Source organism: Pseudomonas sp. FFPRI_1, from assembly GCF_055384485.1.
The window spans coordinates 6,350,462-6,376,707 of sequence record NZ_AP029168.1 but is presented as its reverse complement, the minus strand read 5'-3'; the positions used below and the strand labels follow the sequence as shown (position 1 = coordinate 6,376,707).

The window sequence follows — 26,246 nt, the reverse complement described above, 5'->3', positions numbered from 1 at the left end:
CTTGCGCGCAAAGCATGATGGAGCTACTCGATATCAATGATCGCCAGTGGCCTTTTGCAGTACCCAGTGGGCTTCACCATTAGGCGTGGGAGGCATGATGTTATTAACGCCGATCGAGCGGGTGTCGCGGGTATTGCCAACAGGATGCCAGGTACCACCTTGTGGGCATTTTTCACCCACTTTTGCTGTGATTGCAGTCATTGTGAATCTCCTTTGGCAGGTCACCGAAATGAGTGACAGAAAGGACATGGCGCTGCATTTTTGTAAAACAATACAGGTCAGATTCATCGTTGGCTTTTTCAGAGTTATCCGCTCGAAAGCCAGGATTCAGGTGGCGTCCTGGATACGCTGATCCCTAGGCCATTGCCTTTCGCGGTTCTGTACTCTGCACCAGTGCCTGCGGTTCTCCCTGCTCGATTACCCAGCGCATCAGCTCCGTCACACTGACCCGGTGCTTGCGCTCCACCCAGTGCCGGCCTTCGGGGCTGTAGCGTTCGGTGTAGCGGCTGAGGATCAGGTGCTGCTGATCGATCGACAACTGCAGGCTGACTTCGCGGCAGTGCAGGGCGTTGTCGCCCTGTTTGGCCACGCGTTGCAGCAGGATCAGCGCCGGGTGTTCAGAAGTCATCATGGGTGGAGCCCTCGCAGTGGTGTTTGGCGGGTTCGGTGAGGCCCAACTGGCCTTCACGCACGAAGGCCGCGCGGTGTTCGGCAATGACGCTGCGCATCGCGCCGTAGTAGTCGGGCAGTTGCTGCAAACTGTCGGTGAGCGGCAGCAGGGTGGCGCGGCCATCGATGGTGCCGCCGACCAGGGCCACGGTGTTCAGGGTGCGCAGGGTGTCGCTGTGGTCGCCGAACGGGTCGACCACCAGGTTCAGCACCTTGCCCACCGAGTCACGGCTGTTGCCGTTGCCCAGCAGCGGCAGTTCGACGATGGGGCCGTCGCCGATACCCCAGACGCCGAAGGTCTGGCCGAAGTCGGAGGTGTGGCGCGGGATGCCCGCCGGGTCGGACACGTTGATCAACCCCAGCACGCCCACCGTGGTATTGAGGGCAAAGCGCCCGAGGGTGTTGACCGAGCGCTGCGCATTACCTTGCAGCACATCGTTGATGAAGACCTTGGGCTCGCCGAAGTTGCTCGCGAAGTTGTGTACGCCCTGTTGCATGAAGTCCGGCAGGTGGCGGTAGCCGCGTGCAACCGGGGCCAGGGCGTAGTCGTCGACGGTGCGGTTGAAGGCGAACACGCTGCGGTTGAAGGATTGCGCCGGGTCGTGCACCGCATCGCTGACCGGGGCACAGAGGCTGGCCTCGCGCGGGGGAGGGCTGCTGCAGCCCGCCAGATAGGCTGCACTCAGCAGCAGGGCAGTGTGACGGACAAGGGCGGCGCGACGGTTGAGGACGGGCATGAACGGCAGGGCTCCAAAGGGGGAGGCCGATGCTGGCATGCGCATTTTGCGCAAAGATTTCCTCTTTATTGCGTGGTTGAAGGTTTGTTGCGGTATTGAAATAAATGACGGGGTGCGTCGAATGGTTTTGAATAACCTGTCCTGAACCTCTTAAGTGATGCCTCTGGTGAGCAGTCTTTTGATCGTGGACGACGACCTTGAAGTCCTCGCGCTGCTGAAGAAATTTTTTGTCCAACAGGGCTATCAGGTCACGGTGGCCACTGATGGTGCTTCACTGTGGGCGGCCATGGAGCGCGAAGCGCCGGACTTGATCATCCTTGACCTGATGCTTCCCGGCGACAACGGCCTGACCCTGTGCCAGCGCTTGCGCCAGCGCTACGCCACACCGGTGATCATGCTGACCGCCATGGGCGAGTTGAGCGACCGGGTGGTGGGCCTGGAGATGGGCGCCGACGATTACCTGAGCAAGCCGTTCGATGCCCGTGAGCTGCTGGCGCGGGTACGGGCAGTGCTGCGCCGTGCGGGTGAAAACCGGCCGGTGAGCGGCGAGCTGCCCAGGCCGCTGATTCGCTTTGCCGACTGGCAACTGGACCTGACCCGCCGCGAATTGCGCTCCCCGGACCAGGTGATGATTCCGTTGTCGGCGGGGGAGTTCGACCTGCTGCTGGTGTTTGTCGAGCACCCGCAGCGCATCCTCACCCGCGAGCAGTTGCTCGACCTGGCTCGTGGCCAGGCCCATGACGCCTTCGATCGCAGCATCGATGTGCAGGTCAGCCGCCTGCGGCGCAAGCTGGAGTTCGACACCAAGCGCCCGGCGATGATTCGCACCGTGCGCAATGGCGGCTACCTGTTCACCCCCAGCGTGAGCCGTCAATGAAACTGATCAGGCCCTTGTGGCGCTACCGCCTGCGGGACACGGTGGCGCGCTGGATCGCCCTGACCATCATCATGGCGATGCTCACCGCCCTGGCCTTCAACGCGCTGTTCGTGCAGTTGGCCGGGGTCTGGGCCTATCCGCCGCTGGCGGAAACCGGGCTGCTGGAAAAATCTTCCGCCATCGTGCACATGATCGAGGCCTCGGAGCCGGCGCAGCGCCCGCGGCTGGCGGCGGCGGTCAGCAGCGAGCGCCTGGGCGTCACCTGGCAGCAGGAGCGCCAGGGGCTCTATCTGCCGCCGGTGGACGATCCGGAATACGGCACTGGATCGGAGGCCATTCGTGCCTTGCTGCAACCCCCCATGCGGCACATCGAGGCCTACCAGCCCAGCGACTGGCCGGGCCCAGACGGGCGTTACGCGTTGCTGGTGCAATTGACCGATCAGTCCTGGCTGATGTTTTCCTCGGCTTCCCGCAGTTGGGGGCTGGAGGAAGGCACGCGCAACCTGATCGTGATTGTCCTGGTGCTGATCTCCACCGGTCTGGTGGCGTTGATCGCCACCCGGCGCCTGGCCAAGCCGCTGCAGCAGTTCGCCCAGGGAGCCCGACGCTTTGCCGTGGACTTTCGCGCACCGCCCATCGAACCGGTGGGGCCCCATGAAATCCGCCAGGCGATCCTCGCCTTCAACGCCATGCAGGCGCAGTTGCAGCACTTCATCAAGGACCGCACGCAGATGCTCGCGGCGATTTCCCATGACCTGCGCACACCCTTGACCCGCATGCGCCTGCGCGGGGAGTTCATCGAGGACGAGGATCAGCAGCAACGGCTGTTTCGCGATGTCGACGAGATGCAGGCGATGATCAACTCGGCCCTGGAGTTCTTTCGCGATGATGCGCGGCTGGAGCAGGCCACGCAGTTCGATCTGGCGGAGCTGCTGCAGACCCTGGTGGACGACTACCGCGACCAGTCGATTCCGATCGTTTTCAGCGGCCCGCCGCGCCTGGTGTATTGCGGCCGGCCCCTGGGACTGAAGCGGGTGATGACCAACCTGCTGGATAACGCACTCAAGTACGGTGCCGAGCCGGTGATCCTGCTGGAGCAGGGCCCGGATCAACTGCGGGTGCGGGTGCTGGATCGTGGACCGGGCATTCCATCGCAGGCATTGGAACAGGTGTTCACGCCGTTCTTCCGCCTGGAGAGCTCACGCAACAAGAGCACAGGCGGTGTGGGCCTGGGGCTGTCATCGGCTCGGGCGATCGTGCGTGAGCATGGCGGTGAGTTGCGCCTGTTCAACCGCGCAGGCGGGGGGCTGGAGGCCCGGGTGGAGTTGCCGCTGTAGACCCCGCCGGCAACGGCCAAGGCGGGGTTCAGCAGGAGCCTGGCCTCAGGACCAGTCGAAGCAGAACAGCACCAGCCCTTCCACGGGCTCGTAGAACATCACGATCAGGTCGGCGCCGCTGATGCCGTAGTGGCTGGCCGGCACGCTGAGGGCGTGCTGGAAACGCCGGCCCGCCGGGCTCAGGGGCCAGATATCGATGTCGCCGCTGTCGTCGGTGGCTTCGACGATGTCCATGGGGAACTCCACGGTTTCCACCCAGTTGCCGTAGCCTTCGGCCACGCCACCCATCTCATCGATAAAGGTCAGGCGCTGCTCGGCATCCTGCGCCCAGCTCAGGTAACCGCGTTCCTGATAGCGCTGGCGCGCTGCCTGATAGGCCGCGCGTTCTTCGGCGTAATGGCGCTGCAGATCGGCGCGCCCGTTGTAGGGTGGCTCGGGCAGTTGGGCATTGTCCGGGTGCAGGAAGAAGTAGCGTGGGTCGCCGCACAGGCGGTAGCGGCCGTCTTCGAGCTTCAGGCCGATCCAGTTGGTCTTGAGCAGCTCGGTGTCGAAGCCGCAGTTTTCCGTCAGCTGCCCCACCAACCCTTCGGACGGTTCGATGGGGCTCAGCAGGTGCAGGCGCCCGGACCATTCGGGATTGATCAGGCTGGCATCGATGGACAGCAGCGGCAGCAGGTGTTCGGCCAGTTCCTGCTGGTCGGCGACGAACAGGTCACGGGCGTCGGGAAAAGCCACGGCGCCAGCGGGCAGTTGGGTGAGTTCCGGGGTTGCAACGGTAGGCATGAAGCGGTCCTTGGGTTGAGGCTCAAAGGGGGAGGCGGGGCGCGCGATTCAGGCGCGGCTGTTGCGGAAGCTGCCAGGGGTGATGCCCACCACCTTCTTGAAGGCGCGGGTCATGTGGCTCTGGTCGAAAAAGCCACAGCTGAAGGACGCTTCGGCCAGGCTGGATCCGGTGCGCAGCAGGTTCTGCACCTGGGCCACGCGTTTCTGGATCTGATAGCTGTGGGGCGACACGCCCACGGTCTTCTTGAACACGCGGATCAGGTACAGCGGGTCCATGTCCACCAGCTGCGCCAGTTCCTCCAGGGGAATGTGCCGGGCGTATTCGTCTTCGAGTTTTTTCTTGATGAACTTGATCGCGCTGCGTTCGGCGCTGGCAATGGCGGCAATGGGCGCGCCGCTGCGCTCGAAAAGCTGGGTCACCAGGTCCAGGAGGATGGATTCGCGCTCCAGGCTGGGCGGGGAGTTCTCGATGATCTGGTGCTGCTGGAGGAATGTCAGGGCAAAACCCGGATCCAGGTTCAACGCACTCTGGAACAGATGGATGTGCTCGGCGCCGAAGCGTCCCTGGAAGATCGTGCGGTTGACCCAGCCAGGGTCCAGGTAAAGCATGCGGTACATCCAGCCCTGGTCATGCCCGGGCAAGCCGTCATGAATTTCCCCAGGGGTGATGGTGACCACGCTACCGGCACTGCCCAAGTAGTAGTCACCGCGATAAAACAGTTTTTCCACCCCGCTGCTTATAACCCCGACTGCATAACGATCATGGGAGTGCCTGCCGAAAGACTGGTTGCTGTAACGCGCGGACAACAACTCGCAATCGCCTTCGGGTATTCGCCAGAACTGAACGAAGTTCTTGTCTTTCTGGGGGACTTTACCGCGTCCGTGCTCATCCATGAGTTTGTCCAGTTTTGTGCAATACGGTGGAAAACAGAGCCGCTAAATTTAGCACCCATTTCATTACGCAAGCTAGGGAAAGTGATGCCTACAAAACTAGTTATTGGCGATTACAAAAAGTCTTCATGGTCATTGCGTGCATGGCTGGTTCTTGTAACGGCAGACGTTTCCTTCGAGACCATTCAGGTCAAGCTGGAACAGGACGATACCCGTCAGCAGATCCTGCGCCATTCGCCCTCGGGCAAGGTGCCGGCGCTGCTGCTGGACAAGGTGGTGATCAACGACAGTCTGGCCATCTGCGAGTACGTTGCCGGGGCCTATCCGTCGGCCAACCTGTGGCCCCAGGACCCGTTGGTCAAGGCTCAGGCCCGCGCCGCTGCGGCCGAGATGCACTCGGGTTTCGTCAACCTGCGCACGCAGATGTCCTTCGGCTTGAACACTGGCGATACCCCCGAGCCGCTGACCGCCGATACCCAGGAAGAGATCCAGCGGATCTTCGCCATCTGGAACAACCTGCGCCAGGCCAGCGGCTCCAAGCAGTTCCTGTGCGGCGACTTCGGCATTGTCGATGCGATGTTCGTACCGGTGGTGTTCCGCTTCCGCCGTTATGGCGTGGCAGTACCGGCGCAACTGCAAGCTTATGTCGAACAAGTTCTGGCTTATCCGCCCGTGCAGAAGTGGCTGAAGTTGGCCGCAGCGGAAGTTTGAAAAGAGCCAGTTACTTATAACGAATAACGCTAACTAAAAATTAATGAATCTTTGACTGAAGGCAGAAAAGACCCTGGTGTTTTTTCTGCTTTTTCGAGTCTGACTTTTGTTTCAGGGAGGGGAGTTTATGAGTGTTCATAAAGTGACTGCCAAGGATGTTGGCCGTGACGGGCAAATCTACGACGTGATTGGCATTGGTTTTGGCCCGGCGAACATCGCCCTGGCCATCGCCATGGAAGAAATGGAGTTTGCCGGAACCCGGCTGTTTCTCGAACGTCACCCGAGCACTCAATGGCAGCCGGAGATGATGCTGTCCGGCAGTGATATCCAGAATCACCCGAGCCGCGACCTGGTGACCCCGCGCAACCCGCGCAGCCGCTACACCTTCACCAATTTCCTGTTCGAAAACGATCGCCTGTTCGAACACCTGAACCTGGGCCTGGAGTTCCCGCTGCGCAGCGAGTTCGCCGAGTACGTGCGCTGGGTGGCCGGGTTCTTCGCCCGGGACGTGGCCTACAACCAGAGCGTGGCGCAGATCCAGGTCGACCCGCTCAGCAACCTCTACACCATCACCACCCAGGCCGGTGTGCAGTACCAGGCGCGTGCCGTGGTCCTGGCCCCGGGCCGTACCCCGGTGATTCCGCAGGTGTTCGCCAACGCCGCACCGGACCGGGTGTTCCACCTCACCCAGTACCTGGGGCGCCTGGCCCAGCTGGCGCAAAAGGGCGAGCTCAAGCGCGTGGCGGTGGTCGGCGGCAGCCAGAGCGCCATCGAGATCATCCTGCACCTGCGCCACACCTACCCGACCCTGGAAATCGTCAACCTGCAGCGCGGCTACGGTTTCCGCCTCAAGGACACCAGCCAGTTCAGCGAGCACGTGTACTTCCCATCCTTTGTCGACCAGTACTACAACAGCTCCGCCGAGGCGAAGAAGAACATCAACCGCCACTTGCACTACACCAACTACTCCGCTGCCGATGCCGACGTGATCAAGGAACTCTACGTGGGCATGTATGAGGACAAGTTGCAGGGCCGTGAGCGGGTGGTCATCAAGGGCCTCAACGATATCCAGGGCTGTACGCCGGAGGGCGAGGGCTATCGCCTGACGCTGCTCAACACCCATACCCAGATCACCGAGGAACTGGGCGGGCTGGACGCCATTGTCCTGGCCACCGGTTTCCGCAACCTCGGCACCGGCCCTCAGGAGGAGCGCTACCCGGCGATCCTCAAGGACCTGGCCGAGCACCTGGACTGCGATGCCCAGGGCGTGATCCGCATCGGCCGTGACTACAGCCTGGCAGCGGCCAAGGGCAGTCACTTGCCGGCGCTGTACCTCAATGGCCTGTGCGAATCCTCCCATGGCTACGGTGACGCCGGCTCTTTCAGCCTGCTGTCGCTGCGCTCAAGGGAGATCTTCAACTCGCTGAACCAGCAACTGGGCCTGGCCCAGGCGGCGGAAAAGATCGCCTGAACCACAGTCACCTCGAATCCTGAACCTCGACCCCTTTATGTGAGCAGGCAGTAATGGATATTTCAGAAATGGATGAGTTGGGCGTATTTGCTGATGTGGAATCCTCGGCGCGCAGCTATTGCCGCAGTTTTCCGGTGGTCTTCGACCAGGCCCAGGGCAGTTACCTCTATGACCTGAAAGGCCAGGCCTACATCGACTTCCTCAGCTGTGCCGGGTCGGTGAACTACGGGCACAATCCCAAGGCGGTCAAGGCCGCGGTCATCGACTACCTGCAACGGGACGGCATCCAGGCCGCCCTGGACATGCACAGCCGGGCCAAGCAGGAGTTCATCTACAACTTCCGCAAGATCATCCTGGCGCCACGGGCTCTGTCCTACAAAATGCAGTTCACCTCGCCCACCGGCACCAGCGTGGTGGAGTCGGCGGTCAAGCTGGCGCGCAAGATCACCGGGCGCCGACACATCGTGGCGTTCACCAACGGTTTCCACGGGATGTCCAACACCTCCCTGGGCCTGACCGGCAATCGCGACAACCGCCAGCCCGGGGTCGACCCTTATGTGTTTCGCCTGCCCTTCGATAGCTACCTTTCGGGGCTCGATTCCATCGAGTACTTCGAGCGCCTGCTCAAGGACAACAGCTCGGGGATGGACATTCCGGCGGCGGTGATCCTGGAAACCATCCAGGGTGAAGGCGGAATCAACGTGGCCTCGGCAGAGTTCCTGCAGCGCCTGCGCCAACTGACCGCCGAGCACGGCATTCTGCTGATCGTCGATGACATCCAGGCCGGCTGTGGCCGTACCGGGACCTTCTTCAGCTTCGAGCCCTCGGGCATCACCCCGGACATGGTCTGCCTGTCCAAGTCCCTCAGCGGCTATGGCCTGCCGTTCGCTCTGTTGCTGCATCGCCCGGAGCTGGATCAGTGGGCCCCCGGCGAGGACAACGGCACCTTCCGCGGCAACAGCCTGGCGTTTGTCGCCGCCACCAAGACGGTGCAGGAGTTCTGGAGCGATGACCGCCTGGTCAAGCACATCCAGGCCAACGAGGCGCAGCTCAAGGAATGGTTAAGCGAGGTCACTGAGCGCTTTGGCGGGCACATCAAGGATGTGCGCGGGCGTGGGTTGTTCTACGGGATCGAGTTCCATGACCCGGCCCTGGCCGCCGGGGTGATGCGTGCCTGTTTCGCCCGGCGCCTGATCATCGAGCGCTGCGGCCCGGTGGACCAGGTGCTCAAGCTGATGCCGGCGCTGACCATCAGCAGTGAAACGCTGCAGGCCGGTCTGGCGAGCATCTTCGATGCCATGCAACAAGTGCTGGAGCAGGGCACCTTGAGTGACCCGGTCCAGGACGTCGATCCTCTGGTGTTCATTAATGGAGTCGCGCATGTCGACTAATACCAACCGCGCCATCATCGAGCTGACCATCGGCGGGCTGATGCTCAGCCTGTCGGCGCTGGCCGTGGCCTTTGCCAACATCGGTGCCGGCGGTGCCGGCTTCTACCGGATGCTGTTTGCTTCGATCCTGTTCTTCCTGCTGCTCAAGGTGCGGCGTATCCCGGTGCTGCTCAAGAGCACCAAGGCGCAGCTGTACACGGCCCTGGCCGGGGTGTTCCTGGCCATCGACCTGGTGCTCTGGCACCAGAGCATCTACATCGTCGGCCCGGGCATCGGCTCGATCCTGACCAACTGCCAGGTGTTCTTCATGACCCTGCTGGGCCTGTACCTGCTCAAGGAGAAGCCGTCGATCTACTTCCTGATCTCCATCACCCTGGCGTTTGTCGGCCTGTACCTGTTGCTGCTGCCGGAAATGACCAGTGCGATAGGCATCAAGGGCGTGGTGTACGGTGTGCTGTCGGGCCTGGCCTATGCCATCTGTGTGTACTTCCTCAAGGTCAACACGCAGTTGCCTGATGGCGGAGGTGACAAAATCGCACAGATGCTCAACCTGAGCCTGTGGGCTGCGCTGGTGCTGCTGGTGTACGCCCTGGCCATGGGTGAAAGCCTGGCGATCGTCGACGGCCAGACCCTGGTGATGCTGATCATCTATGGGGTGATGGTGCAGTTTGTCGGCTGGTTGCTGGTCAACCGTTCCATCGGCGCCATCAGCCTCGGGCTGGCGGGGTTGATCCTGCTGCTGGAGCCGGTGATCACCTACTTCGTCGACGTGGCGTTCCTCGGCAAGGCCAGCTCGGTGATGCAGATCAGCGGCGCGCTGTTGACCATCTTTGCGGTGTACATCGGCTCGATCAAGCCGCCGGAGAAGGTCGCACCAGTGACCGAGGCCGCCTGAGGCCCCGGCCAAAGCTATTGTTCCGCTCCACTTTCTGCGCGTAGACCCGCCTGGCCTGCGCGCAGTTTTTTTTGCCGGTAAATCAGGCGGACAAGGCCAGCCTCGTCGCCCCGGCATCGGCCGCGGCCTGGGCCTGGGTCCGATCATCCTCTTCCACCACCCGCGAAGCGCGGCCCACCAGCAGCGGGTCCGGTGCATGGGCGACTTTCAAGTCCTTGCCCGGGTAGTCCAGCTCGTGCAGGAAGTGCCGGATGCAGTTGATCCGTGCGCGTTTCTTGTCGTCGGACTTGATCACCGTCCACGGCGCATCGGCGGTGTCGGTGTGGAAGAACATCGCCTGCTTGGCGGCGGTGTACTCGTCCCACTTGTCCAGGGACTTGATGTCGATGGGCGAGAGCTTCCAGTGCTTGAGCGGGTCGTCCCGACGGGAGATGAAGCGTCGCAGCTGCTCTTCCCGGTTCACCGAGAACCAGAACTTGAACATCAGGATGCCGCTGTTGCACAGCATGCGTTCCAGCTCTGGGGTCTGGCGCATGAACTCCAGGTATTGCAGGGGCGAGCAGAACTCCATCACCCGTTCCACCCCGGCGCGGTTGTACCAGGAGCGGTCGAAGAAGACCATTTCCCCGGCAGTGGGCAGGTGCTGGATGTAGCGCTGGAAGTACCACTGGCCCTTTTCCTGTTCCGAGGGTTTTTCCAGGGCCACGATCCGCGCGCCGCGAGGGTTGAGGTGCTCCATGAAGCGCTTGATGGTGCCGCCCTTGCCGGCGGCGTCACGGCCTTCGAACAGCACCACGATGCGCTGGCCGGTTTCCTTGACCCAGCTTTGCACCTTGAGCAGTTCGATCTGCAATTCGTTCTTGGCTTTTTCGTATTCGGCGCGGCGCATCCGGCTGCGGTACGGGTAGTTGCCCGGCAGCACGGCCGACACGCTGTCTTCGTTGGAGCCGCGGGGCGCGCTGGCCACTTGCAGGGCCATGGGTTTCTGGCTGATGGCGCTGATCTCGGCTTCGGCGGCCTTTACCGGGGCCGCCTTGGCGGTACGTGAGCGGCGCGGACGGGGTGTTGCAGGTTTGCGCGGGGTGCTCTTGGTGGGGCTGGTGGTGGCCTCCGGCAAGGCTTTGGGTTGGGGGCGGAGGGTGGATTCTTCACTCATATAAGGAGGGCCTATGCGTCTTGTTCAAATGTTCGTTTACAAGTGTATGGCCCTCAAACGTCGGGTCTTTGACCTCCGTCAAGGTTGTGCCCGAGAGAAGCTTGTATCGGGCGCGCGGGCTCCAGGGCCCTGGCCACGGAAGCAATTCCTGCTGATGTGCCGGAGAACTCGGGACTCCAATGCAGGTGTCGCCCCTGGCAGGGGGAGCGACATTCCTCGGAACCTGCATGGAAGGATGCTGAATATGGATACTGATACTGTTGTCCGTTCAACCCGCCGCCTGGCGCTTCGGCTGCAAAGCCTGCTGTTGCTGCTGGGGCTGGGCGCGCTGGCGCAATCGGCGCTGGCGATCAATGTGGCGTTTGACGGGTCCTGCGCCACCCAGGCCGATCGCACCGCTGTGAGCAATGCCGTGGCCGTCGCCACCACCTGGTCGAGCAATGCCTACAACCAGGTCAACAACAATGAGGCGGCCTTTCGCAACAATCAGAACCTGGCCTACCGGACCTGGTTCGGCACCTTCAATCAGGACCGCTACCAGCGAGTGCGTGCGGTGCTCGACGGCGTGCGCTTCAAGCTCAACAGCGGCAGCACCCTGACCGCTTATTGCCGGGTCAACCCGAATGATCCATGCGATGCGGCTGGGGATATCGCGGCCACCTTCGTCAATGTCCGCGGGGACGTGGAGGCCTGGTTCTGTACCGCGTTCTTTGCCTTGCCGCCGCGGGTGGGGTTTGACACCCAGGCGGGCAGCGTGGTGCATGAGCTGACCCACTCCATTGGCCATACGGACGATATTGCCGGCGGCTATGGCGTGGCTGGCGCGCAGAACCTGGCAGCCAATCGTCCGAGCGACGCGGTGGAGAATGCTGATAACTACGAGTATTACGCGGAAGATCTGTACGACTGATCAGGAGGGGGAGCGGCCAGGCCTGGAGTGGGGCGTGGTGCCGGCACTTTTCTGCGGACGAAAAAAAAGACCTTGAAATTCAAGGTCTTTTTTCATGTTTGGTGCCCCGAGGGAGACTCGAACTCCCACTTCTTGCGAAAACGGATTTTGAATCCGCCGCGTCTACCAATTCCGCCATCAGGGCTCAATGGCGGCGAAGTATAGAGAGGCGGTTACCGTTGGTCAATCGGCTTTCATGGTCAATTTTTACTTATTCCGCTAAACTTTCCGGCCCTGCTAGACGAACCCCATCATGCGCGTTGCTGACTTTACCTTCGAGCTTCCTGATTCGCTGATCGCCCGCCACCCATTGGCCGAGCGTCGCGGCAGCCGTCTGTTGACCCTGGATGGGCCAACCGGCGCCTTGGCCCACCGTCAATTCACTGATTTGCTTGAGCATTTGCGCCCGGGCGATTTGATGGTGTTCAACAATACCCGGGTGATTCCGGCCCGTCTGTTCGGCCAGAAGGCCTCCGGCGGCAAGCTGGAAATCCTCATCGAGCGGGTGCTGGACAGCCATCGCGTGCTGGCCCATGTGCGCTCCAGCAAGTCGCCCAAGCCGGGGTCGAAGATCCTCATCGAGGGCGGCGGCGAGGCCGAGATGCTGGCCCGCCACGACACCCTGTTCGAGCTGGGTTTTGCCGAAGAGGTGCTGCCGCTGCTGGACCGGGTCGGGCATATGCCGTTGCCTCCTTATATAGACCGCCCGGACGAAGGCGCGGATCGCGAGCGCTATCAGACCGTGTACGCCCAGCGCCTGGGCGCGGTGGCAGCGCCGACCGCCGGCCTGCATTTCGACCAGCCGCTGCTGGAGGCGATCGCTGCCAAGGGCGTCGAGACCGCTTTCGTGACCCTGCACGTCGGTGCCGGAACCTTCCAGCCAGTGCGGGTGGAGCGCATCGAAGACCACCATATGCACAACGAATGGCTGGAAGTCGGCCAGGACGTGGTGGATGCCGTGGCCGCGTGCCGGGCCCGTGGTGGCCGGGTAGTGGCGGTGGGCACCACCAGCGTGCGCTCTCTGGAAAGCGCGGCCCGCGATGGCGTGCTCAAGCCGTTCAGCGGCGACACCGATATCTTTATCTACCCAGGGCGGCCCTTCCATGTGGTCGATGCCCTGGTGACCAACTTCCACTTGCCGGAGTCCACGCTGTTGATGCTGGTTTCGGCGTTCGCCGGTTATCCCGAGACCATGGCCGCCTATCGCGCCGCGGTGGAAAATGGATACCGCTTTTTCAGCTACGGTGATGCGATGTTCATCACCCGTAATCCGGCGCCCACCGGTCCCCGGGAATCGGCCCCAGAGGAAACTGTATGAGTCGCACCTGTCGTATGTCGTTCGAGCTGCTGGCCACTGATGGCAAGGCTCGTCGCGGTCGCCTGACCTTCCCCCGCGGTACGGTGGAAACCCCGGCCTTCATGCCGGTGGGCACCTACGGCACGGTCAAGGGCATGCTGCCGCGGGATATCGTCGCCACGGGCGCCGAGATCATCCTCGGCAACACCTTCCACCTGTGGCTGCGTCCGGGCACCGAAGTGATCAAGAAGCACGGCGACCTGCATGACTTCATGCAGTGGAACGGCCCGATTCTTACCGACTCCGGCGGTTTCCAGGTGTTCAGCCTGGGAGCCATGCGCAAGATCAAGGAAGAGGGGGTGACCTTCGCCTCGCCGGTGGATGGCGCCAAGGTGTTCATGGGCCCGGAAGAGTCGATGCAAGTGCAGCGCGACCTGGGTTCGGACATCGTGATGATCTTCGATGAATGCACCCCGTACCCGGCCGATGAAGACGTGGCGCGGATCTCCATGGAGCTGTCCCTGCGTTGGGCCCAGCGCTCGAAGAACGCCCATGGCGACAACACGGCGGCGCTGTTCGGTATCGTTCAGGGTGGCATGCACCAGGATCTGCGCATGCGTTCCCTGGAAGGCCTGGACAAGATCGGCTTCGACGGCCTGGCCATCGGCGGCCTGTCGGTGGGCGAGCCCAAGCATGAAATGATCAAGGTCCTGGACTACCTGCCAGGCCAGATGCCGGCCGACAAACCTCGTTACCTTATGGGAGTTGGCAAGCCAGAGGATCTGGTTGAGGGTGTGCGCCGCGGTGTGGACATGTTCGATTGCGTGATGCCAACCCGCAATGCCCGCAATGGGCATCTGTTCATCGATACCGGCGTGCTGAAGATCCGTAACGCGTTCCATCGCCATGATGATTCGCCGCTGGATCCGACTTGTGATTGCTATACCTGCCAGAACTTCTCCCGTGCCTATCTGCATCACTTGGACAAGTGCGGGGAAATGCTCGGGAGTATGCTCAATACCATCCATAATTTGCGCCATTACCAGCGTCTTATGGCTGGTTTGCGCGAGGCTATTCAACAAGGTACATTGGCCGCCTTTGTCGATTCCTTCTATGCCAAACGCGGGTTACCCGTGCCGCCTTTAGAATAAGTTCTAAAGACGTTAAGACACTAATTCTGAAATTATCGGAGTGTTATATGAGCTTTTTGATCCCTGCCGCGTATGCGGACGCCGCTGCACCTGCTGCTGCCGGTCCTGCTGGCACTGGTTTCGAGTGGATTTTCCTGGTCGGCTTCCTGGTCATCTTCTACCTGATGATCTGGCGTCCACAGGCCAAGCGCGCCAAAGAGCAGAAGAACCTGCTGGGCAGCCTGCAAAAAGGCGACGAAGTTGTGACCACCGGTGGTATCGCCGGCAAGATCAACAAAGTGACCGACGACTTCGTGGTACTGGAAGTGTCGGACTCCGTTGAACTGAAGTTCCAGAAGGGCGCGATCGCTGCCACGCTGCCAAAAGGCACGCTGAAAGCCATCTAAGTTTCATCTTTTACCAATCGACGGGGCGCGCAAGGCGCCCCGCGTCATAAACGGGCGGCGTGATGCTGAACAAATATCCTCTGTGGAAGTACCTACTGATCCTGGCGGTGCTGGCGATCGGTTTTATTTATTCCGCTCCCAATCTATACCCTGATGATCCGGCCATTCAGGTCAGCGGCGCGAGTACCGCGTTGCAGGTCACTCAGGCGGATCTGGATCGTGCGAGCAAAGCGCTCACCGACGCCGGCATCAACGTCAAGGCTGCTTCCATTGCCGCCAACGGCAAGGGCGGCCTGCTGCGCTTGATCAACAAGGAAGACCAGCTTCCGGCCAAGGATGTAGTGCGCAAGGCGCTGGGCGATGACTATGTGGTGGCGTTGAACCTGGCGCAAACCACCCCGCAATGGCTGCGCAACCTCGGTGCGCACCCGATGAAACTGGGTCTGGACTTGTCCGGTGGTGTGCACTTCCTGCTGGAAGTGGACATGGACAAAGCCCTCGACGCCCGCCTGAAAGTCTATGAAGGCGATGTCAAGAGCCTGCTGCGCAAAGAGCGCCTGCGCTATCGCAGCCTGCCGCAGCTCAATGGTGCCATCCAGCTGGGCTTCAGCGACGAAGACAGCCGTGAACAGGCCCGTTCGCTGATCCGCAAGAACTTCAATGATTTCGACATCGTACCGGCCGACCTCAATGGCCAACCGGTGCTGCGTCTGGCGATGACCCCGGCCAAGCTGGCGGAAATCCGCGAATACTCCATCAAGCAGAACTTGACCACCGTGCGTAACCGGGTCAACGAGCTGGGTGTAGCCGAGCCTCTGGTTCAGCGCCAGGGCGCCAACCGCATCGTGGTTGAACTGCCAGGCGTGCAGGACACCGCTGAAGCCAAGCGGATCCTGGGCAAGACCGCCAACCTGGAATTCCGTCTGGCCGCCGAGCCGGGTGCTTCCAAGGCGACTTCCGAGTCCTTCGAATTCCGTGAGGGCAACCGTCCTCCTGCGCAGATCGAGCGTGGCCTGATCATCACCGGTGACCAGGTGACCGATGCCCAGGCCGGTTACGACGAGCACGGCCGTCCCCAGGTGAACATCAAGCTGGATGGTCACGGTGGCGAGCTGATGAACCGTTCGACCCGGACCAACGTCGGTCGCAGCATGGCGGTGATCTTCATCGAGCAGAAGCCGACCACCACCTACACCAAGCAAATGGTGGACGGCGTCGAGAAAGACGTGGCGGTGCAGACCTTCAAGGAAGAGAAGAAAATCATCAGCCTGGCGACCATCCAGTCGCCACTGGGCAGCCAGTTCCGCATCACCGGCCTGAACGGCCAGGGCGAGTCCTCCGAGCTGGCGCTGCTGCTGCGTGCCGGTGGTCTGGCGGCACCGATGTACTTCGCTGAAGAGCGCACAATCGGTCCAAGCCTGGGTGCTGACAACATCACCAAGGGTATCGATGCTTCCCTGTGGGGCATGCTGTTCGTGTCGCTGTTCATCATTGCCATCTACCGCTTCTTCGGCCTCATCGCCACCGTGGCGCTGGCATTGAACATGGTCCTGCTGCTGGCCCTGATGTCCTTGCTGGGGGCTACGCTGACCCTGCCGGGTATCGCCGGTATCGTGCTGACCATGGGTATGGCGGTGGACGCCAACGTGCTGATCTTCTCGCGGATACGTGAGGAAATCGCCGCTGGCATGACCGTGCAGCGGGCAATCAACGAAGGCTTCGGCCGGGCATTCACTGCGATTCTGGACTCCAACCTGACCACGTTGCTGGTGGGTGGCATCCTCTTTGCCATGGGCACCGGCCCGGTCAAGGGTTTTGCAGTGACCATGTCCCTCGGGATCTTTACCTCGATGTTCACGGCCATCTGGCTGACCCGCGCGATGGTCAACCTGATCTTCGGCGGTCGTGACTTCAAGAAGTTGTGGATTTAAGGGGCTGCCATGTTACGTACTATTAACTTCATGGGCGTGCGCAACGTTGCGTTCGGCGTCACTGTGCTCCTTACCGTCCTGGCGTTGTTCAGCTGGTTCCATAAGGGCTTGAACTATGGTCTGGACTTTACCGGCGGTACGCTCATCGAGCTGACCTACGAGCGTCCGGCGGATGTGATGAAGGTGCGTTCGCAACTGAACGACGCCGGTTATCACGAAGCCATCGTGCAGAGCTTCGGTGCAACCACCGACCTGCTGGTGCGGATGCCGGGCGAAGACCCGCAGCTGGGCCATCAGGTGGCGGCTGCGTTGCAGAAGGTCGGCGGCGACAACCCGGCGCAGGTCAAGCGCGTCGAGTTCGTCGGCCCGCAAGTGGGTGAAGAGCTGCGCGACCAGGGCGGCCTCGGCATGCTCATGGCCCTGGGCGGCATCCTCATCTACCTGGCGTTCCGCTTCCAGTGGAAGTTCGCGGTCGGTGCGATTGTCTCGCTGATCCACGACGTGATCGTGACCGTGGGTATCCTGTCGTTCTTCCAGATCACCTTCGACCTGACGGTGCTGGCGGCGGTGCTGGCGATCATCGGCTACTCGCTCAACGACACCATCGTGGTATTCGACCGGGTGCGTGAGAACTTCCGTGTGCTGCGCAAGGCCAGCCTGATCGAGAACATCAACATCTCGACTACCCAGACCCTGCTGCGGACCATGGCGACCTCGATTTCCACCTTGCTGGCGATCATTGCGCTGCTGTTCTTTGGTGGCGACAACCTGTGGGGGTTCTCTATCGCCCTGTTCGTCGGTGTTCTGGCGGGTACCTACTCGTCGATCTACATCGCCAACGTGGTGCTGATCTGGCTGAACCTGAACAGTGAAGACCTGATTCCTCCGGCCAATACCGAGAAGGAAGTGGACGACCGTCCTTGAGGATCTGATCTCTTCCGGCTGTCAGTAAAAAAGGCGCGAGTGTTGAACTCGCGCCTTTTTTTTTGCTCCAAGGCTGGGAGAAGCGCGGGCTTTGACCCGCATGTATGGTCAGGAGGTTCACGTGAACAAGTCGTTGCTGGTTGGTGCGGTATTGGGTGCTGTCGGTGTCACCGCCGGGGGTGCTGTTGCCACCTACAGCCTGGTTAAAAGCGGCCCTGAGTATGCGCAAGTGCTGGCTGTGCAGCCGGTGAAACAACAGATCAAGACGCCGCGGGAAGTCTGCAAGGATGTCGCCGTGACCCGCCAGCGTCCGGTCAAGGATGAGCATCAGATCCTGGGGACCGTGGCCGGTGCGGTGGGCGGCGGTCTGCTGGGCAGCATGATCGGTAATGGCAATGGCAAGAAGATTGCCACTGTGGCCGGTGCTGTAGGTGGTGGTTATGCGGGTAACAAGGTGCAGGAAGGCATGCAGGAGCGTGATACCTACACCACGACCCAGACTCGCTGTAACACGGTCAATGACATCAGCGACAAGATCGTGGGTTACGACGTGAAGTACGACCTGGGTGGCAAGCAGGGCCAGGTGCGTATGGATCGCGATCCGGGCAATCAGATTCCGGTGGATAAGGAGGGTCGCCTGATCCTCGGTCAGAACCAGAATCAGCCGGGTCAATAAGCCCGATGTGCATGAAAAGCCGCCCCTCAGGGCGGCTTTTTTGCTGGGGACAGCCTTTTTTGAGGTTGCTCAGAGGCGGGGCAATCCCCAGGCATAAAAAAAGCACCCGTGAGGTGCTTTTTTTGTCGCTGCTGCTTAGCGCTTCAGCGAGGCCGGCAGGTGCGGCTGGATGGCGGTCAGTACCGCCTTGAAGCATTTGGTGTTGCCTGCAACTACGTGGCCTTTTTCCAGGAAGTCGTGACCGCCGGTGAAGTCGCTCACCAGGCCGCCGGCTTCTTGGATCAGCAGGGCGCCTGCGGCCATGTCCCATTCGGACAGGCCCGACTCCCAGAATGCATCGAAACGACCGGCGGCCACGTAGGCCAGGTCCAGGCTGGCAGCGCCGGCGCGGCGGATGCCGGCGGTCTGGCCGACCAGGGCGCGGAACATGCCCAGGTAGTTGTCGAGGTTGTCCATCTGGTCGTCACGGAACGGGAAGCCGGTGCCCAGCAGGGCGCCGTCCAGGCTGGTGCGACCGCTGACGCGCAGGCGACGACCGTTCAGCTGGGCGCCCCGGCCACGGCTGGCGGTGAATTCTTCCTGGCGCACTGGGTCCAGGACCACGGCGTGTTCCAGGCGGCCACGGTATTTGCAGGCGATGCTCACGGCAAAGTGCGGGATGCCGCGCAGGAAGTTGGTGGTGCCATCCAGTGGGTCGATGATCCACAGGTAGTCTTCGCCTTCGCCGCTGCCCGCGTGCAGGCCGGTTTCTTCACCGAGAATGCCGTGGGTCGGGTAGGCCTTGCGCAGCGCGTCGATGATCTTCTGCTCGGCAGCGCGATCAACTTCGGATACGTAGTCTTTGGCGTCTTTTTCGTCGACCTTGATGGTATCCAGGCGCTCGATGGAGCGGAAAATCAATTCACTGGCGCTGCGGGCGGCGCGCAGCGCGATATTCAGCATTGGCTGCATGGATAGGTCACCTAAGGTTGTTAAAGAAAGCCGAGCATTCTAGCAGAAAACTTTTGCAGATGAAGGACGGCGTTCGCTTTGATTGCATCGATCCGCTGTGCGGCGCTCCTTGAGCGGCAGTGTTTGTAAGGGTGCTGGAGCGCCTCTATATAAAGTGCCGGAATCCTCTGGCGGTTATTTTTAAGGCGTGAGTGGTGTCCGTTCTGTAAGATTTGCTCCCCTTTCCTGTGTCCGAGAGCGCCTCCCTTGCTGCAGAACATTCGTGTCGTCCTGGTCAATACCAGTCATCCGGGCAATATCGGCGGGGCTGCGCGTGCCATGAAGAACATGGGCTTGTCGCGGCTGGTGCTGGTGGAACCGCGGGTGTTCCCCTCCCATGAGGCGGATGCGCGGGCTTCCGGTGCTACCGATATCCTGGAAAGCGCCCAGGTCGTGGCCACGCTGGAAGAGGCGTTGGCAGGCTGTACCCTGGTGTTCGGCACCAGTGCCCGCGATCGACGGATTCCCTGGCCACTGCTCGATCCCCGTGAGTCAGGGTTGAAAGTGGTGGAGGAGGCCGGGCAGGGCGCGCAGATCGCCCTGGTGTTCGGTCGTGAAGATTCCGGCCTGACCAATGATGAGCTGCAGCGATGTCATTTCCATGTGCATATCCCCTCGGACCCGGCGTTCAGCTCGCTGAACCTGGCGACGGCGGTGCAGGTGTTGACCTATGAGGTGCGCATGTCCTGGCTGGCAGCCCAGGGCCGGCCGAGCAAGGTAGAGAAGGACGAAGTGGCTTCGCCACGCAGCGAAGAGCTGGCCACCATGGATGAGCTGGAGCGGTTCTACGAGCACCTGCAGCAGACTCTGGTGGCCATCGACTTCCTCGATCCCGAAAAGCCGCGGCACTTGATGGCGCGCTTGCGTCGGTTGTACGGTCGCAGCTCGGTCAGCCGGGCGGAAATGAATATATTGCGTGGCATCCTCACGGAAACCCAGAAAGCGGCCCGTGGGGAGCTGCAGAAGCGGAAGGATCAATGATGTTCGAGCGTCTGCGTGAAGATATCCAAAGCGTTTTCCATCGTGACCCGGCGGCGCGCAATGCCTTCGAGGTGCTGACCTGCTACCCGGGCATGCATGCGATCTGGATTCATCGTCTGTCCGGTGCCCTGTGGGGCATGGGTTGGAAGTGGCTGGCGCGCCTGGTGTCGAACTTCGGGCGCTGGTTGACCGGGATCGAGATTCATCCTGGGGCCAAGGTGGGGCGTCGTTTCTTTATTGATCACGGCATGGGCATCGTCATTGGCGAGACTGCCGAGATTGGTGATGACGTCACCCTCTACCAGGGGGTGACCCTGGGCGGTACCAGTTGGAACAAGGGCAAGCGCCATCCGACCCTGGAGGATGGTGTGGTGGTGGGGGCTGGCGCCAAGGTGCTGGGGCCCTTCACGGTGGGGGCGGGGGCCAAGGTTGGCTCCAATGCCGTGGTGACCAAGGCGGTGCCGGCCGGCGCCACGGTGGTCGGGATTCCGGGGCGGATCATCATGAAGTCCAACGACGAGCAGGAAGCCAAGCGCAAGGCGATGGCGGAAAAGCTCGGTTTCGATGCCTACGGCGTCAGCGAGGACATGCCGGATCCGGTCGCTCGGGCCATTGGCCAGCTACTGGATCATCTGCAGGCGGTCGATGGTCGTCTTGAAGATATGTGTGGCGCGCTGAAGGATCTGGGCAGCGATTACTGTGCCAAGGATCTGCCTGTACTGCGCGAAGAGGACTTTGCCGAGGTCAAGGGCAAGGGCGACAGTCAGGTCGGTTGATATCCGGCAGCCGGCTCCTTGGTAGGGGAGGCGGCTTGCTGGAGCAAGCTGTCCGTAGGTCAGTTATTGCCATCCGCTGTGCCATTACGTCGCAGACTTTGCTATGATTCGCGCGCTCTTTTGCGGGTAAACCCGACTAAAGTAGTTGGTCTTATAGTTGACTCGATTACTCGGGTATTGCATACTCGCCTCCATTCCGAAACTCCGTGGTACTTGTCCATGCGACTGACTACTAAAGGCCGATACGCGGTGACCGCCATGCTCGATCTGGCGTTGCACGCACAACATGGCCCGGTCTCCCTGGCCGATATCTCTGAGCGCCAAGGCATTTCCCTGTCTTATCTCGAACAGCTTTTCGCCAAGCTGCGCCGCAGCAATCTGGTGTCCAGCGTGCGGGGGCCTGGTGGTGGCTATCAGCTTTCCCGCGACATGCAGGGGATCCAGGTAGCCCAGGTGATCGATGCGGTGAACGAATCGGTCGACGCCACCAAATGCCAGGGGCTGGGTGACTGTCACGCCGGCGACACCTGCCTGACCCATCACCTGTGGTGCGACTTGAGCCTGCAGATCCACGAATTTCTAAGCGGTATCAGCTTGGCTGACCTTGTGACTCGCCGTGAGGTGCAAGAAGTAGCCCAGCGTCAGGACCAGCGCCGTTGTAATGGCAAGGCGCCGCGCCTGGACAAGATTGAAGCGTCCGCCGTCGAATGACAGCCAAAGAGCTAGCGGCACGCCAGCCAGCCTGATTTAGGAGAGAGTCCATGAAATTGCCGATTTACCTTGATTACTCAGCGACCACACCGGTCGATCCGCGTGTTGCGCAAAAGATGAGTGAATGCCTGCTGGTCGACGGAAACTTCGGTAACCCGGCGTCCCGCTCCCACGTGTTTGGCTGGAAGGCCGAAGAGTCGGTGGAAAACGCCCGTCGCCAAGTGGCTGACCTGGTCAACGCCGACCCGCGTGAAATCGTCTGGACCTCAGGTGCTACCGAGTCCGACAACCTGGCCATCAAGGGTGTCGCGCATTTCTACCACACCAAGGGCAAGCACCTGATCACCTCGAAGATCGAGCACAAGGCTGTCCTGGACACCATGCGCCAACTCGAGCGTGAAGGCTTCGAAGTGACCTACATCGAGCCCGGCGAAGACGGCCTGATCACCCCGGCCATGGTGGAAGCTGCCCTGCGTGACGACACCATCCTGGTGTCGATCATGCACGTGAACAACGAAATCGGTACCGTCAACGACATCGCCGCCATCGGCGAGCTGACCCGCTCCAAGGGCATCCTGTTCCACGTCGACGGCGCTCAGTCCACCGGCAAGGTCGAAATCGACCTGCAGGCCCTGAAAGTCGACCTGATGTCCTTCTCTGCCCACAAGACCTACGGCCCTAAAGGCATTGGCGCGCTGTACGTCAGCCGCAAGCCTCGTGTGCGCCTGGAAGCCACCATGCACGGTGGCGGCCATGAACGCGGCATGCGTTCCGGCACCCTGGCCACTCACCAGATTGTCGGCATGGGCGAAGCCTTCCGCGTCGCCAAGGAAGACATGGTCGCCGAAAATGCACGCATCAAGGCCCTGAGCGATCGCTTCTACAAGCAGGTCGAGCACCTGGAAGAGCTGTACATCAACGGCAGCATGACCGCCCGTGTACCGCACAACCTGAACCTGAGCTTCAACTACGTTGAAGGCGAGTCGCTGATCATGGCCCTCAAGGACCTGGCGGTGTCTTCCGGTTCGGCCTGTACTTCGGCTTCGCTTGAGCCTTCGTACGTCCTGCGTGCCTTGGGTCGCAACGATGAACTGGCCCACAGCTCGATCCGCTTCACCTTCGGCCGCTTCACCACTGAAGAAGAAATCGATTACGCGGCGCAGAAAGTCTGCGAAGCCGTTACCAAGCTGCGCGCTCTGTCGCCGCTGTGGGACATGTACAAAGATGGCGTCGATATCTCGAAGATCGAGTGGGCGGCACACTGAATATAAGTCGCCGCACAGGGTTCTGTAGAGCGTACCGATAACGGCGATTTGCAGAACCCCAGAGCGACTCTCTGATGAGTGAGGATTAAGAATCATGGCTTACAGCGAAAAGGTCATCGACCACTACGAGAACCCGCGCAACGTCGGCAAGATGAACGCGGAAGACCCTGATGTCGGCACCGGCATGGTCGGCGCTCCGGCGTGCGGCGACGTCATGCGCCTGCAGATCAAGGTCAACGAGCAGGGCATCATCGAAGACGCCAAGTTCAAGACCTATGGTTGCGGTTCGGCAATCGCCTCCAGCTCCCTCGCCACCGAGTGGATGAAGGGCAAGACCCTGGACGAGGCCGAAACCATCAAGAACACCCAGCTGGCTGAAGAGCTGGCCCTGCCTCCAGTGAAGATCCACTGCTCGGTACTCGCCGAAGACGCCATCAAGGCCGCCGTTCGCGACTACAAGCAGAAGAAAGGCCTGATCTGATCGATCGGCTTTCACAGATTTGGCGACAAGTAAGGAGTCACGATGGCTATCAGCATGACAGAAGCGGCTGCTCAACACGTGCGACGCTCCCTCAATGGGCGCGGCAAGGGTGATGGGATTCGTCTGGGTGTTCGCACCACAGGCTGTTCCGGCCTTGCCTATGTGCTGGAGTTCGTCGACGAGGTCGGCGAGGACGATCAGGTGTTCGAGAGTCACGGCGAGAAAGTGATCATCGACCCGAAAAGCCTGACCTATCTGGACGGCACCGAGCTTGATTTCGTCAAGGAAGGGTTGAACGAAGGCTTCAAGTTCAACAACCCCAACGTGCGCGGTGAATGTGGCTGCGGCGAAAGCTTCAACATCTGAGGCTTCTTGTGGGTACTCCTTGTCATTTCGCTTTATTTGAGCTGCAACCGAGCTTCCGCCTGGATCTCGAGCAGTTGGCCGCGCGCTACCGTGAGTTGGCGCGTGGGGTTCATCCAGACCGTTTTGCCGATGCTTCCGAGCGCGAGCAGCGTCTGGCCCTGGAGCAGTCGGCGAGCCTCAACGAGGCTTACCAGACCCTCAAGAGCCCGCCCAAGCGCGCCCGTTACCTGTTGGCTTTGAAAGGTGGCGAGTTGCCGCTGGAAGTCACGGTGCATGATCCGGAGTTTCTTCTGCAGCAGATGCAATGGCGCGAAGAGCTCGAAGACCTGCAGGACAGCGCCGACCTGGCTGGAGTGGCGGCCTTCAAGCGCCGGCTCAAGGTAGCCCAGGATGAACTGAACGAAAGCTTCGCAGCCTGTTGGGATGATGCAGCGCAACGTGAGCAGGCCGAGCGCCTGATGCGACGCATGCAGTTCCTCGACAAGCTCACCTACGAAGTGCGCCAGTTAGAAGAGCGCCTCGACGATTAACCCAGTGCCGCTCCGGTCGCACGCCTGATATACAGATAAGTCCAGATAAGCATGGCCCTACTGCAGATCGCCGAACCCGGCCAAAGTCCTCAACCGCACCAGCGCCGCCTGGCTGTGGGGATCGACTTGGGCACTACCAATTCGCTGGTCGCTGCCTTGCGCAGTGGTCTTTCCGAACCGCTGGCCGACGCCCAGGGGCAGGTGATCCTGCCGTCTGCCGTGCGCTATCACGCCGATCACGTCGAGGTCGGCGAATCTGCCCGCCTGGCGGCCCCTACCGACCCTCTGAATACCGTGCTCTCGGTCAAGCGCCTGATGGGGCGTGGCCTGTCCGACGTCAAGCAGTTGGGTGAGCAGCTCCCCTACCGCTTTGTCGATGGCGAGTCTCACATGCCGTTCATCGAGACGATCCAGGGACCAAAAAGCCCGGTGGAAGTCTCTGCCGAAGTGCTCAAGGTGCTGCGTCAGCGAGCCGAGGCGACCCTGGGTGGCGAGTTGGTCGGTGCGGTGATCACTGTTCCGGCCTATTTCGATGATGCACAGCGTCAAGCTACCAAGGATGCGGCCAAGCTGGCTGGCCTCAATGTGCTGCGCCTGCTCAACGAGCCGACCGCGGCTGCTGTGGCCTATGGTCTGGATCAGCACGCCGAAGGCGTGGTGGCGATCTATGACCTGGGTGGCGGTACGTTCGATATTTCCATTCTGCGCCTGACCGGTGGCGTGTTCGAAGTGCTGGCCACCGGCGGCGACACCGCGCTGGGTGGCGACGATTTCGACCATGCGATCGCCAACTGGATCATTGAGGGCGCGGGCTTGTCTGCCGACCTGGATCCGGGCGCTCAGCGCAATCTGCTGCAAACCGCCTGTGCGGCCAAGGAAGCCCTGACCAGCGTCGATTCGGTGGAAGTGGTGTACGGCAGTTGGCGCGCAGCGCTGACCCGCGCAACCTTCGATGCGCTGATCGAACCCATGGTGGCCCGTAGCCTCAAGGCTTGCCGTCGCGCCGTGCGTGATTCCAATGTCGAGCTCGACGAAGTGCGGGCCGTGGTCATGGTCGGTGGTTCGACCCGGGTTCCGCGGGTGCGCGAAGCCGTTGCCGAGATGTTCGGTCGCCAGCCGCTGACTGAAATCGATCCGGATCAAGTGGTGGCCATTGGGGCTGCGATCCAGGCCGATACCCTGGCCGGCAACAAGCGCGAAGGCGGCGAGTTGCTGCTGCTGGACGTGATTCCGCTGTCCCTGGGGCTGGAAACCATGGGTGGCCTGATGGAGAAGGTGATCCCGCGCAACACCACGATCCCGGTGGCCCGTGCCCAGGATTTCACCACCTACAAAGATGGCCAGTCGGCCATGATGATTCATGTGCTGCAGGGTGAGCGCGAACTGATCAGTGACTGTCGCTCCCTGGCGCGCTTCGAATTGCGTGGCATTCCGCCGATGGTGGCCGGTGCGGCGAAGATTCGTGTGACCTTCCAGGTCGACGCCGATGGCCTGCTCAGCGTTTCCGCGCGGGAGCTGGGCTCGGGAGTCGAGGCCAGTATCCAGGTCAAGCCGTCCTACGGCCTGACTGATGGCGAGATCGCCAAGATGCTCAAGGACTCCTTCCAGTATGCCGGCGACGACAAGGTGGCTCGCGTGCTGCGTGAGCAGCAGGTCGACGCCCAGCGTCTGATCGAGGCGGTTCAGGGTGCCCTGGACGCTGACGGTGACCGTCTGCTGGATGCCGAGGAGCGCATGGTCATCGAGCTGCAGATGCAGGAACTGAGTGAATTGATGCGTGGCACCGATGGTTATGCCATCGAGCAGCAGACCAAGCGTCTGTCGCAAGTGACCGACGCCTTTGCTGCCCGCCGCCTGGATTCGACGGTGAAAGCCGCGTTGGCGGGGCGCAACCTGAATGAAATCGAGGAATAA

General features: G+C 61.3%; 28 protein-coding genes and 1 tRNA gene. 21 read left to right on the top strand and 8 right to left on the bottom strand.

The features are described from left to right. Window positions 1-33: 33 nt before the first annotated feature. The 3 genes from ACZ5BO_RS28455 to ACZ5BO_RS28445 all read right to left on the bottom strand — a co-directional run bounded on the left by ACZ5BO_RS28455 (window position 34) and on the right by ACZ5BO_RS28445 (window position 1,406). Entirely contained in the window at window positions 34-201 is a 168-nt protein-coding gene (locus ACZ5BO_RS28455) for a hypothetical protein (protein WP_464697117.1), read from the bottom strand. Window positions 202-355: 154 nt separating this feature from the next. Continuing rightward, the gene (locus ACZ5BO_RS28450) at window positions 356-631 is read right to left on the bottom strand and encodes a hypothetical protein (RefSeq protein ID WP_464697116.1); all 276 of its coding nucleotides are present in this window, start codon (window positions 629-631) and stop codon (window positions 356-358) included. Continuing rightward, a complete protein-coding gene (locus ACZ5BO_RS28445; RefSeq protein WP_025129531.1) occupies window positions 618-1,406 on the bottom strand; it encodes an MlaA family lipoprotein in 789 nt (262 codons plus the stop codon). The genes ACZ5BO_RS28450 and ACZ5BO_RS28445 overlap by 14 nt, the downstream gene beginning before the upstream one ends. 166 nt (window positions 1,407-1,572) lie before the next feature. Here ACZ5BO_RS28445 and ACZ5BO_RS28440 point away from each other — a divergent pair, with 166 nt between their 5' ends. Next, on the top strand, window positions 1,573-2,283 hold the full coding sequence (locus ACZ5BO_RS28440) for a response regulator (protein ID WP_025129532.1): 711 nt from the start codon (window positions 1,573-1,575) through the stop codon (window positions 2,281-2,283). Beyond that, the gene (locus ACZ5BO_RS28435; protein ID WP_025129533.1) at window positions 2,280-3,620 is read left to right on the top strand and encodes a sensor histidine kinase; all 1,341 of its coding nucleotides are present in this window, start codon (window positions 2,280-2,282) and stop codon (window positions 3,618-3,620) included. Before ACZ5BO_RS28440 ends, ACZ5BO_RS28435 begins: the two co-directional genes overlap by 4 nt. A 45-nt stretch (window positions 3,621-3,665) precedes the next feature. Here ACZ5BO_RS28435 and ACZ5BO_RS28430 read toward each other — a convergent pair whose 3' ends face one another. Both ACZ5BO_RS28430 and ACZ5BO_RS28425 read right to left on the bottom strand, forming a co-directional pair. Further along, the gene (locus tag ACZ5BO_RS28430) at window positions 3,666-4,403 is read right to left on the bottom strand and encodes a hypothetical protein (protein WP_025129534.1); all 738 of its coding nucleotides are present in this window, start codon (window positions 4,401-4,403) and stop codon (window positions 3,666-3,668) included. Between the two features lie 48 nt (window positions 4,404-4,451). Beyond that, window positions 4,452-5,297 carry an AraC family transcriptional regulator gene (locus tag ACZ5BO_RS28425; protein WP_464697115.1) on the bottom strand — a complete coding sequence of 282 codons (846 nt, stop codon included), beginning with the start codon at window positions 5,295-5,297 and terminating at the stop codon, window positions 4,452-4,454. Between the two features lie 84 nt (window positions 5,298-5,381). Here ACZ5BO_RS28425 and ACZ5BO_RS28420 point away from each other — a divergent pair, with 84 nt between their 5' ends. The 4 genes from ACZ5BO_RS28420 to ACZ5BO_RS28405 all read left to right on the top strand — a co-directional run bounded on the left by ACZ5BO_RS28420 (window position 5,382) and on the right by ACZ5BO_RS28405 (window position 9,762). Further along, entirely contained in the window at window positions 5,382-6,005 is a 624-nt protein-coding gene (locus tag ACZ5BO_RS28420; RefSeq protein ID WP_464697113.1) for a glutathione S-transferase family protein, read from the top strand. Window positions 6,006-6,132: 127 nt separating this feature from the next. Next, window positions 6,133-7,476: a SidA/IucD/PvdA family monooxygenase gene (locus ACZ5BO_RS28415; protein WP_025129537.1), complete on the top strand. Its 1,344-nt coding sequence runs from the start codon at window positions 6,133-6,135 to the stop codon at window positions 7,474-7,476. Window positions 7,477-7,544: 68 nt separating this feature from the next. Further along, window positions 7,545-8,867, top strand: a complete 1,323-nt coding sequence (ectB, locus tag ACZ5BO_RS28410) for a diaminobutyrate--2-oxoglutarate transaminase (protein ID WP_464701397.1) — start codon at window positions 7,545-7,547, stop codon at window positions 8,865-8,867. After that, entirely contained in the window at window positions 8,857-9,762 is a 906-nt protein-coding gene (locus ACZ5BO_RS28405; protein WP_025129539.1) for a DMT family transporter, read from the top strand. The genes ectB and ACZ5BO_RS28405 overlap by 11 nt, the downstream gene beginning before the upstream one ends. 82 nt (window positions 9,763-9,844) lie before the next feature. On the opposite strand, the gene ppk2 is transcribed toward ACZ5BO_RS28405, so the two are convergent. Further along, on the bottom strand, window positions 9,845-10,741 hold the full coding sequence (gene ppk2 / locus ACZ5BO_RS28400; protein ID WP_177330286.1) for a polyphosphate kinase 2: 897 nt from the start codon (window positions 10,739-10,741) through the stop codon (window positions 9,845-9,847). Between the two features lie 421 nt (window positions 10,742-11,162). On the opposite strand from ppk2, the gene ACZ5BO_RS28395 reads away from it, so the two are divergent. After that, complete coding sequence (locus tag ACZ5BO_RS28395) at window positions 11,163-11,828, top strand: M35 family metallo-endopeptidase (protein ID WP_025129541.1); 666 nt, start codon at window positions 11,163-11,165, stop codon at window positions 11,826-11,828. Between the two features lie 99 nt (window positions 11,829-11,927). Here ACZ5BO_RS28395 and ACZ5BO_RS28390 read toward each other — a convergent pair. Further along, window positions 11,928-12,012 (bottom strand) — tRNA-Leu (locus ACZ5BO_RS28390). 108 nt (window positions 12,013-12,120) lie between these two features. Here ACZ5BO_RS28390 and queA point away from each other — a divergent pair. The 6 genes from queA to ACZ5BO_RS28360 all read left to right on the top strand — a co-directional run bounded on the left by queA (window position 12,121) and on the right by ACZ5BO_RS28360 (window position 18,232). Continuing rightward, the gene (gene queA, locus ACZ5BO_RS28385; RefSeq protein WP_025129544.1) at window positions 12,121-13,185 is read left to right on the top strand and encodes a tRNA preQ1(34) S-adenosylmethionine ribosyltransferase-isomerase QueA; all 1,065 of its coding nucleotides are present in this window, start codon (window positions 12,121-12,123) and stop codon (window positions 13,183-13,185) included. A gap of 14 nt (window positions 13,186-13,199) precedes the next feature. After that, window positions 13,200-14,315 (top strand): tRNA guanosine(34) transglycosylase Tgt, encoded by a 1,116-nt coding sequence (gene tgt / locus ACZ5BO_RS28380; RefSeq protein ID WP_177330287.1) that lies wholly within the window; start codon window positions 13,200-13,202, stop codon window positions 14,313-14,315. Between the two features lie 47 nt (window positions 14,316-14,362). Then, window positions 14,363-14,701 carry a preprotein translocase subunit YajC gene (yajC, locus tag ACZ5BO_RS28375; protein ID WP_011063224.1) on the top strand — a complete coding sequence of 113 codons (339 nt, stop codon included), beginning with the start codon at window positions 14,363-14,365 and terminating at the stop codon, window positions 14,699-14,701. A 62-nt stretch (window positions 14,702-14,763) separates the two neighbouring features. Then, window positions 14,764-16,632, top strand: a complete 1,869-nt coding sequence (secD, locus tag ACZ5BO_RS28370; RefSeq protein ID WP_025129546.1) for a protein translocase subunit SecD — start codon at window positions 14,764-14,766, stop codon at window positions 16,630-16,632. A gap of 9 nt (window positions 16,633-16,641) precedes the next feature. Beyond that, the gene (gene secF, locus ACZ5BO_RS28365) at window positions 16,642-17,556 is read left to right on the top strand and encodes a protein translocase subunit SecF (RefSeq protein ID WP_025129547.1); all 915 of its coding nucleotides are present in this window, start codon (window positions 16,642-16,644) and stop codon (window positions 17,554-17,556) included. Window positions 17,557-17,677: 121 nt separating this feature from the next. Next, window positions 17,678-18,232, top strand: coding sequence for a glycine zipper 2TM domain-containing protein (locus ACZ5BO_RS28360; protein WP_025129548.1), 555 nt, complete (start codon window positions 17,678-17,680; stop codon window positions 18,230-18,232). 135 nt (window positions 18,233-18,367) lie between these two features. Here ACZ5BO_RS28360 and suhB read toward each other — a convergent pair whose 3' ends face one another. Further along, a complete protein-coding gene (suhB, locus tag ACZ5BO_RS28355; RefSeq protein WP_007929514.1) occupies window positions 18,368-19,183 on the bottom strand; it encodes a type III secretion system regulator SuhB in 816 nt (271 codons plus the stop codon). 246 nt (window positions 19,184-19,429) lie between these two features. Between suhB and trmJ the strand changes: the two genes are divergently transcribed. From trmJ to hscA, 8 genes are all read left to right on the top strand, one after another. Next, a complete protein-coding gene (gene trmJ / locus ACZ5BO_RS28350) occupies window positions 19,430-20,203 on the top strand; it encodes a tRNA (cytosine(32)/uridine(32)-2'-O)-methyltransferase TrmJ (RefSeq protein WP_464697112.1) in 774 nt (257 codons plus the stop codon). After that, complete coding sequence (cysE, locus tag ACZ5BO_RS28345; protein ID WP_025129550.1) at window positions 20,203-20,979, top strand: serine O-acetyltransferase; 777 nt, start codon at window positions 20,203-20,205, stop codon at window positions 20,977-20,979. The genes trmJ and cysE overlap by 1 nt, the downstream gene beginning before the upstream one ends. Before the next feature lie 219 nt (window positions 20,980-21,198). Continuing rightward, window positions 21,199-21,690: a Fe-S cluster assembly transcriptional regulator IscR gene (iscR, locus tag ACZ5BO_RS28340; RefSeq protein WP_011063217.1), complete on the top strand. Its 492-nt coding sequence runs from the start codon at window positions 21,199-21,201 to the stop codon at window positions 21,688-21,690. A gap of 50 nt (window positions 21,691-21,740) precedes the next feature. After that, window positions 21,741-22,955, top strand: a complete 1,215-nt coding sequence (locus ACZ5BO_RS28335; RefSeq protein WP_025129551.1) for an IscS subfamily cysteine desulfurase — start codon at window positions 21,741-21,743, stop codon at window positions 22,953-22,955. Between the two features lie 94 nt (window positions 22,956-23,049). Next, on the top strand, window positions 23,050-23,436 hold the full coding sequence (gene iscU, locus ACZ5BO_RS28330) for a Fe-S cluster assembly scaffold IscU (protein ID WP_007929523.1): 387 nt from the start codon (window positions 23,050-23,052) through the stop codon (window positions 23,434-23,436). A 42-nt stretch (window positions 23,437-23,478) separates the two neighbouring features. Continuing rightward, on the top strand, window positions 23,479-23,802 hold the full coding sequence (gene iscA, locus ACZ5BO_RS28325) for an iron-sulfur cluster assembly protein IscA (protein ID WP_020298469.1): 324 nt from the start codon (window positions 23,479-23,481) through the stop codon (window positions 23,800-23,802). A gap of 8 nt (window positions 23,803-23,810) precedes the next feature. Further along, window positions 23,811-24,332, top strand: a complete 522-nt coding sequence (hscB, locus tag ACZ5BO_RS28320; RefSeq protein WP_025129552.1) for a co-chaperone HscB — start codon at window positions 23,811-23,813, stop codon at window positions 24,330-24,332. Window positions 24,333-24,383: 51 nt separating this feature from the next. Further along, window positions 24,384-26,246 carry a Fe-S protein assembly chaperone HscA gene (hscA, locus tag ACZ5BO_RS28315; RefSeq protein WP_464697110.1) on the top strand — a complete coding sequence of 621 codons (1,863 nt, stop codon included), beginning with the start codon at window positions 24,384-24,386 and terminating at the stop codon, window positions 26,244-26,246.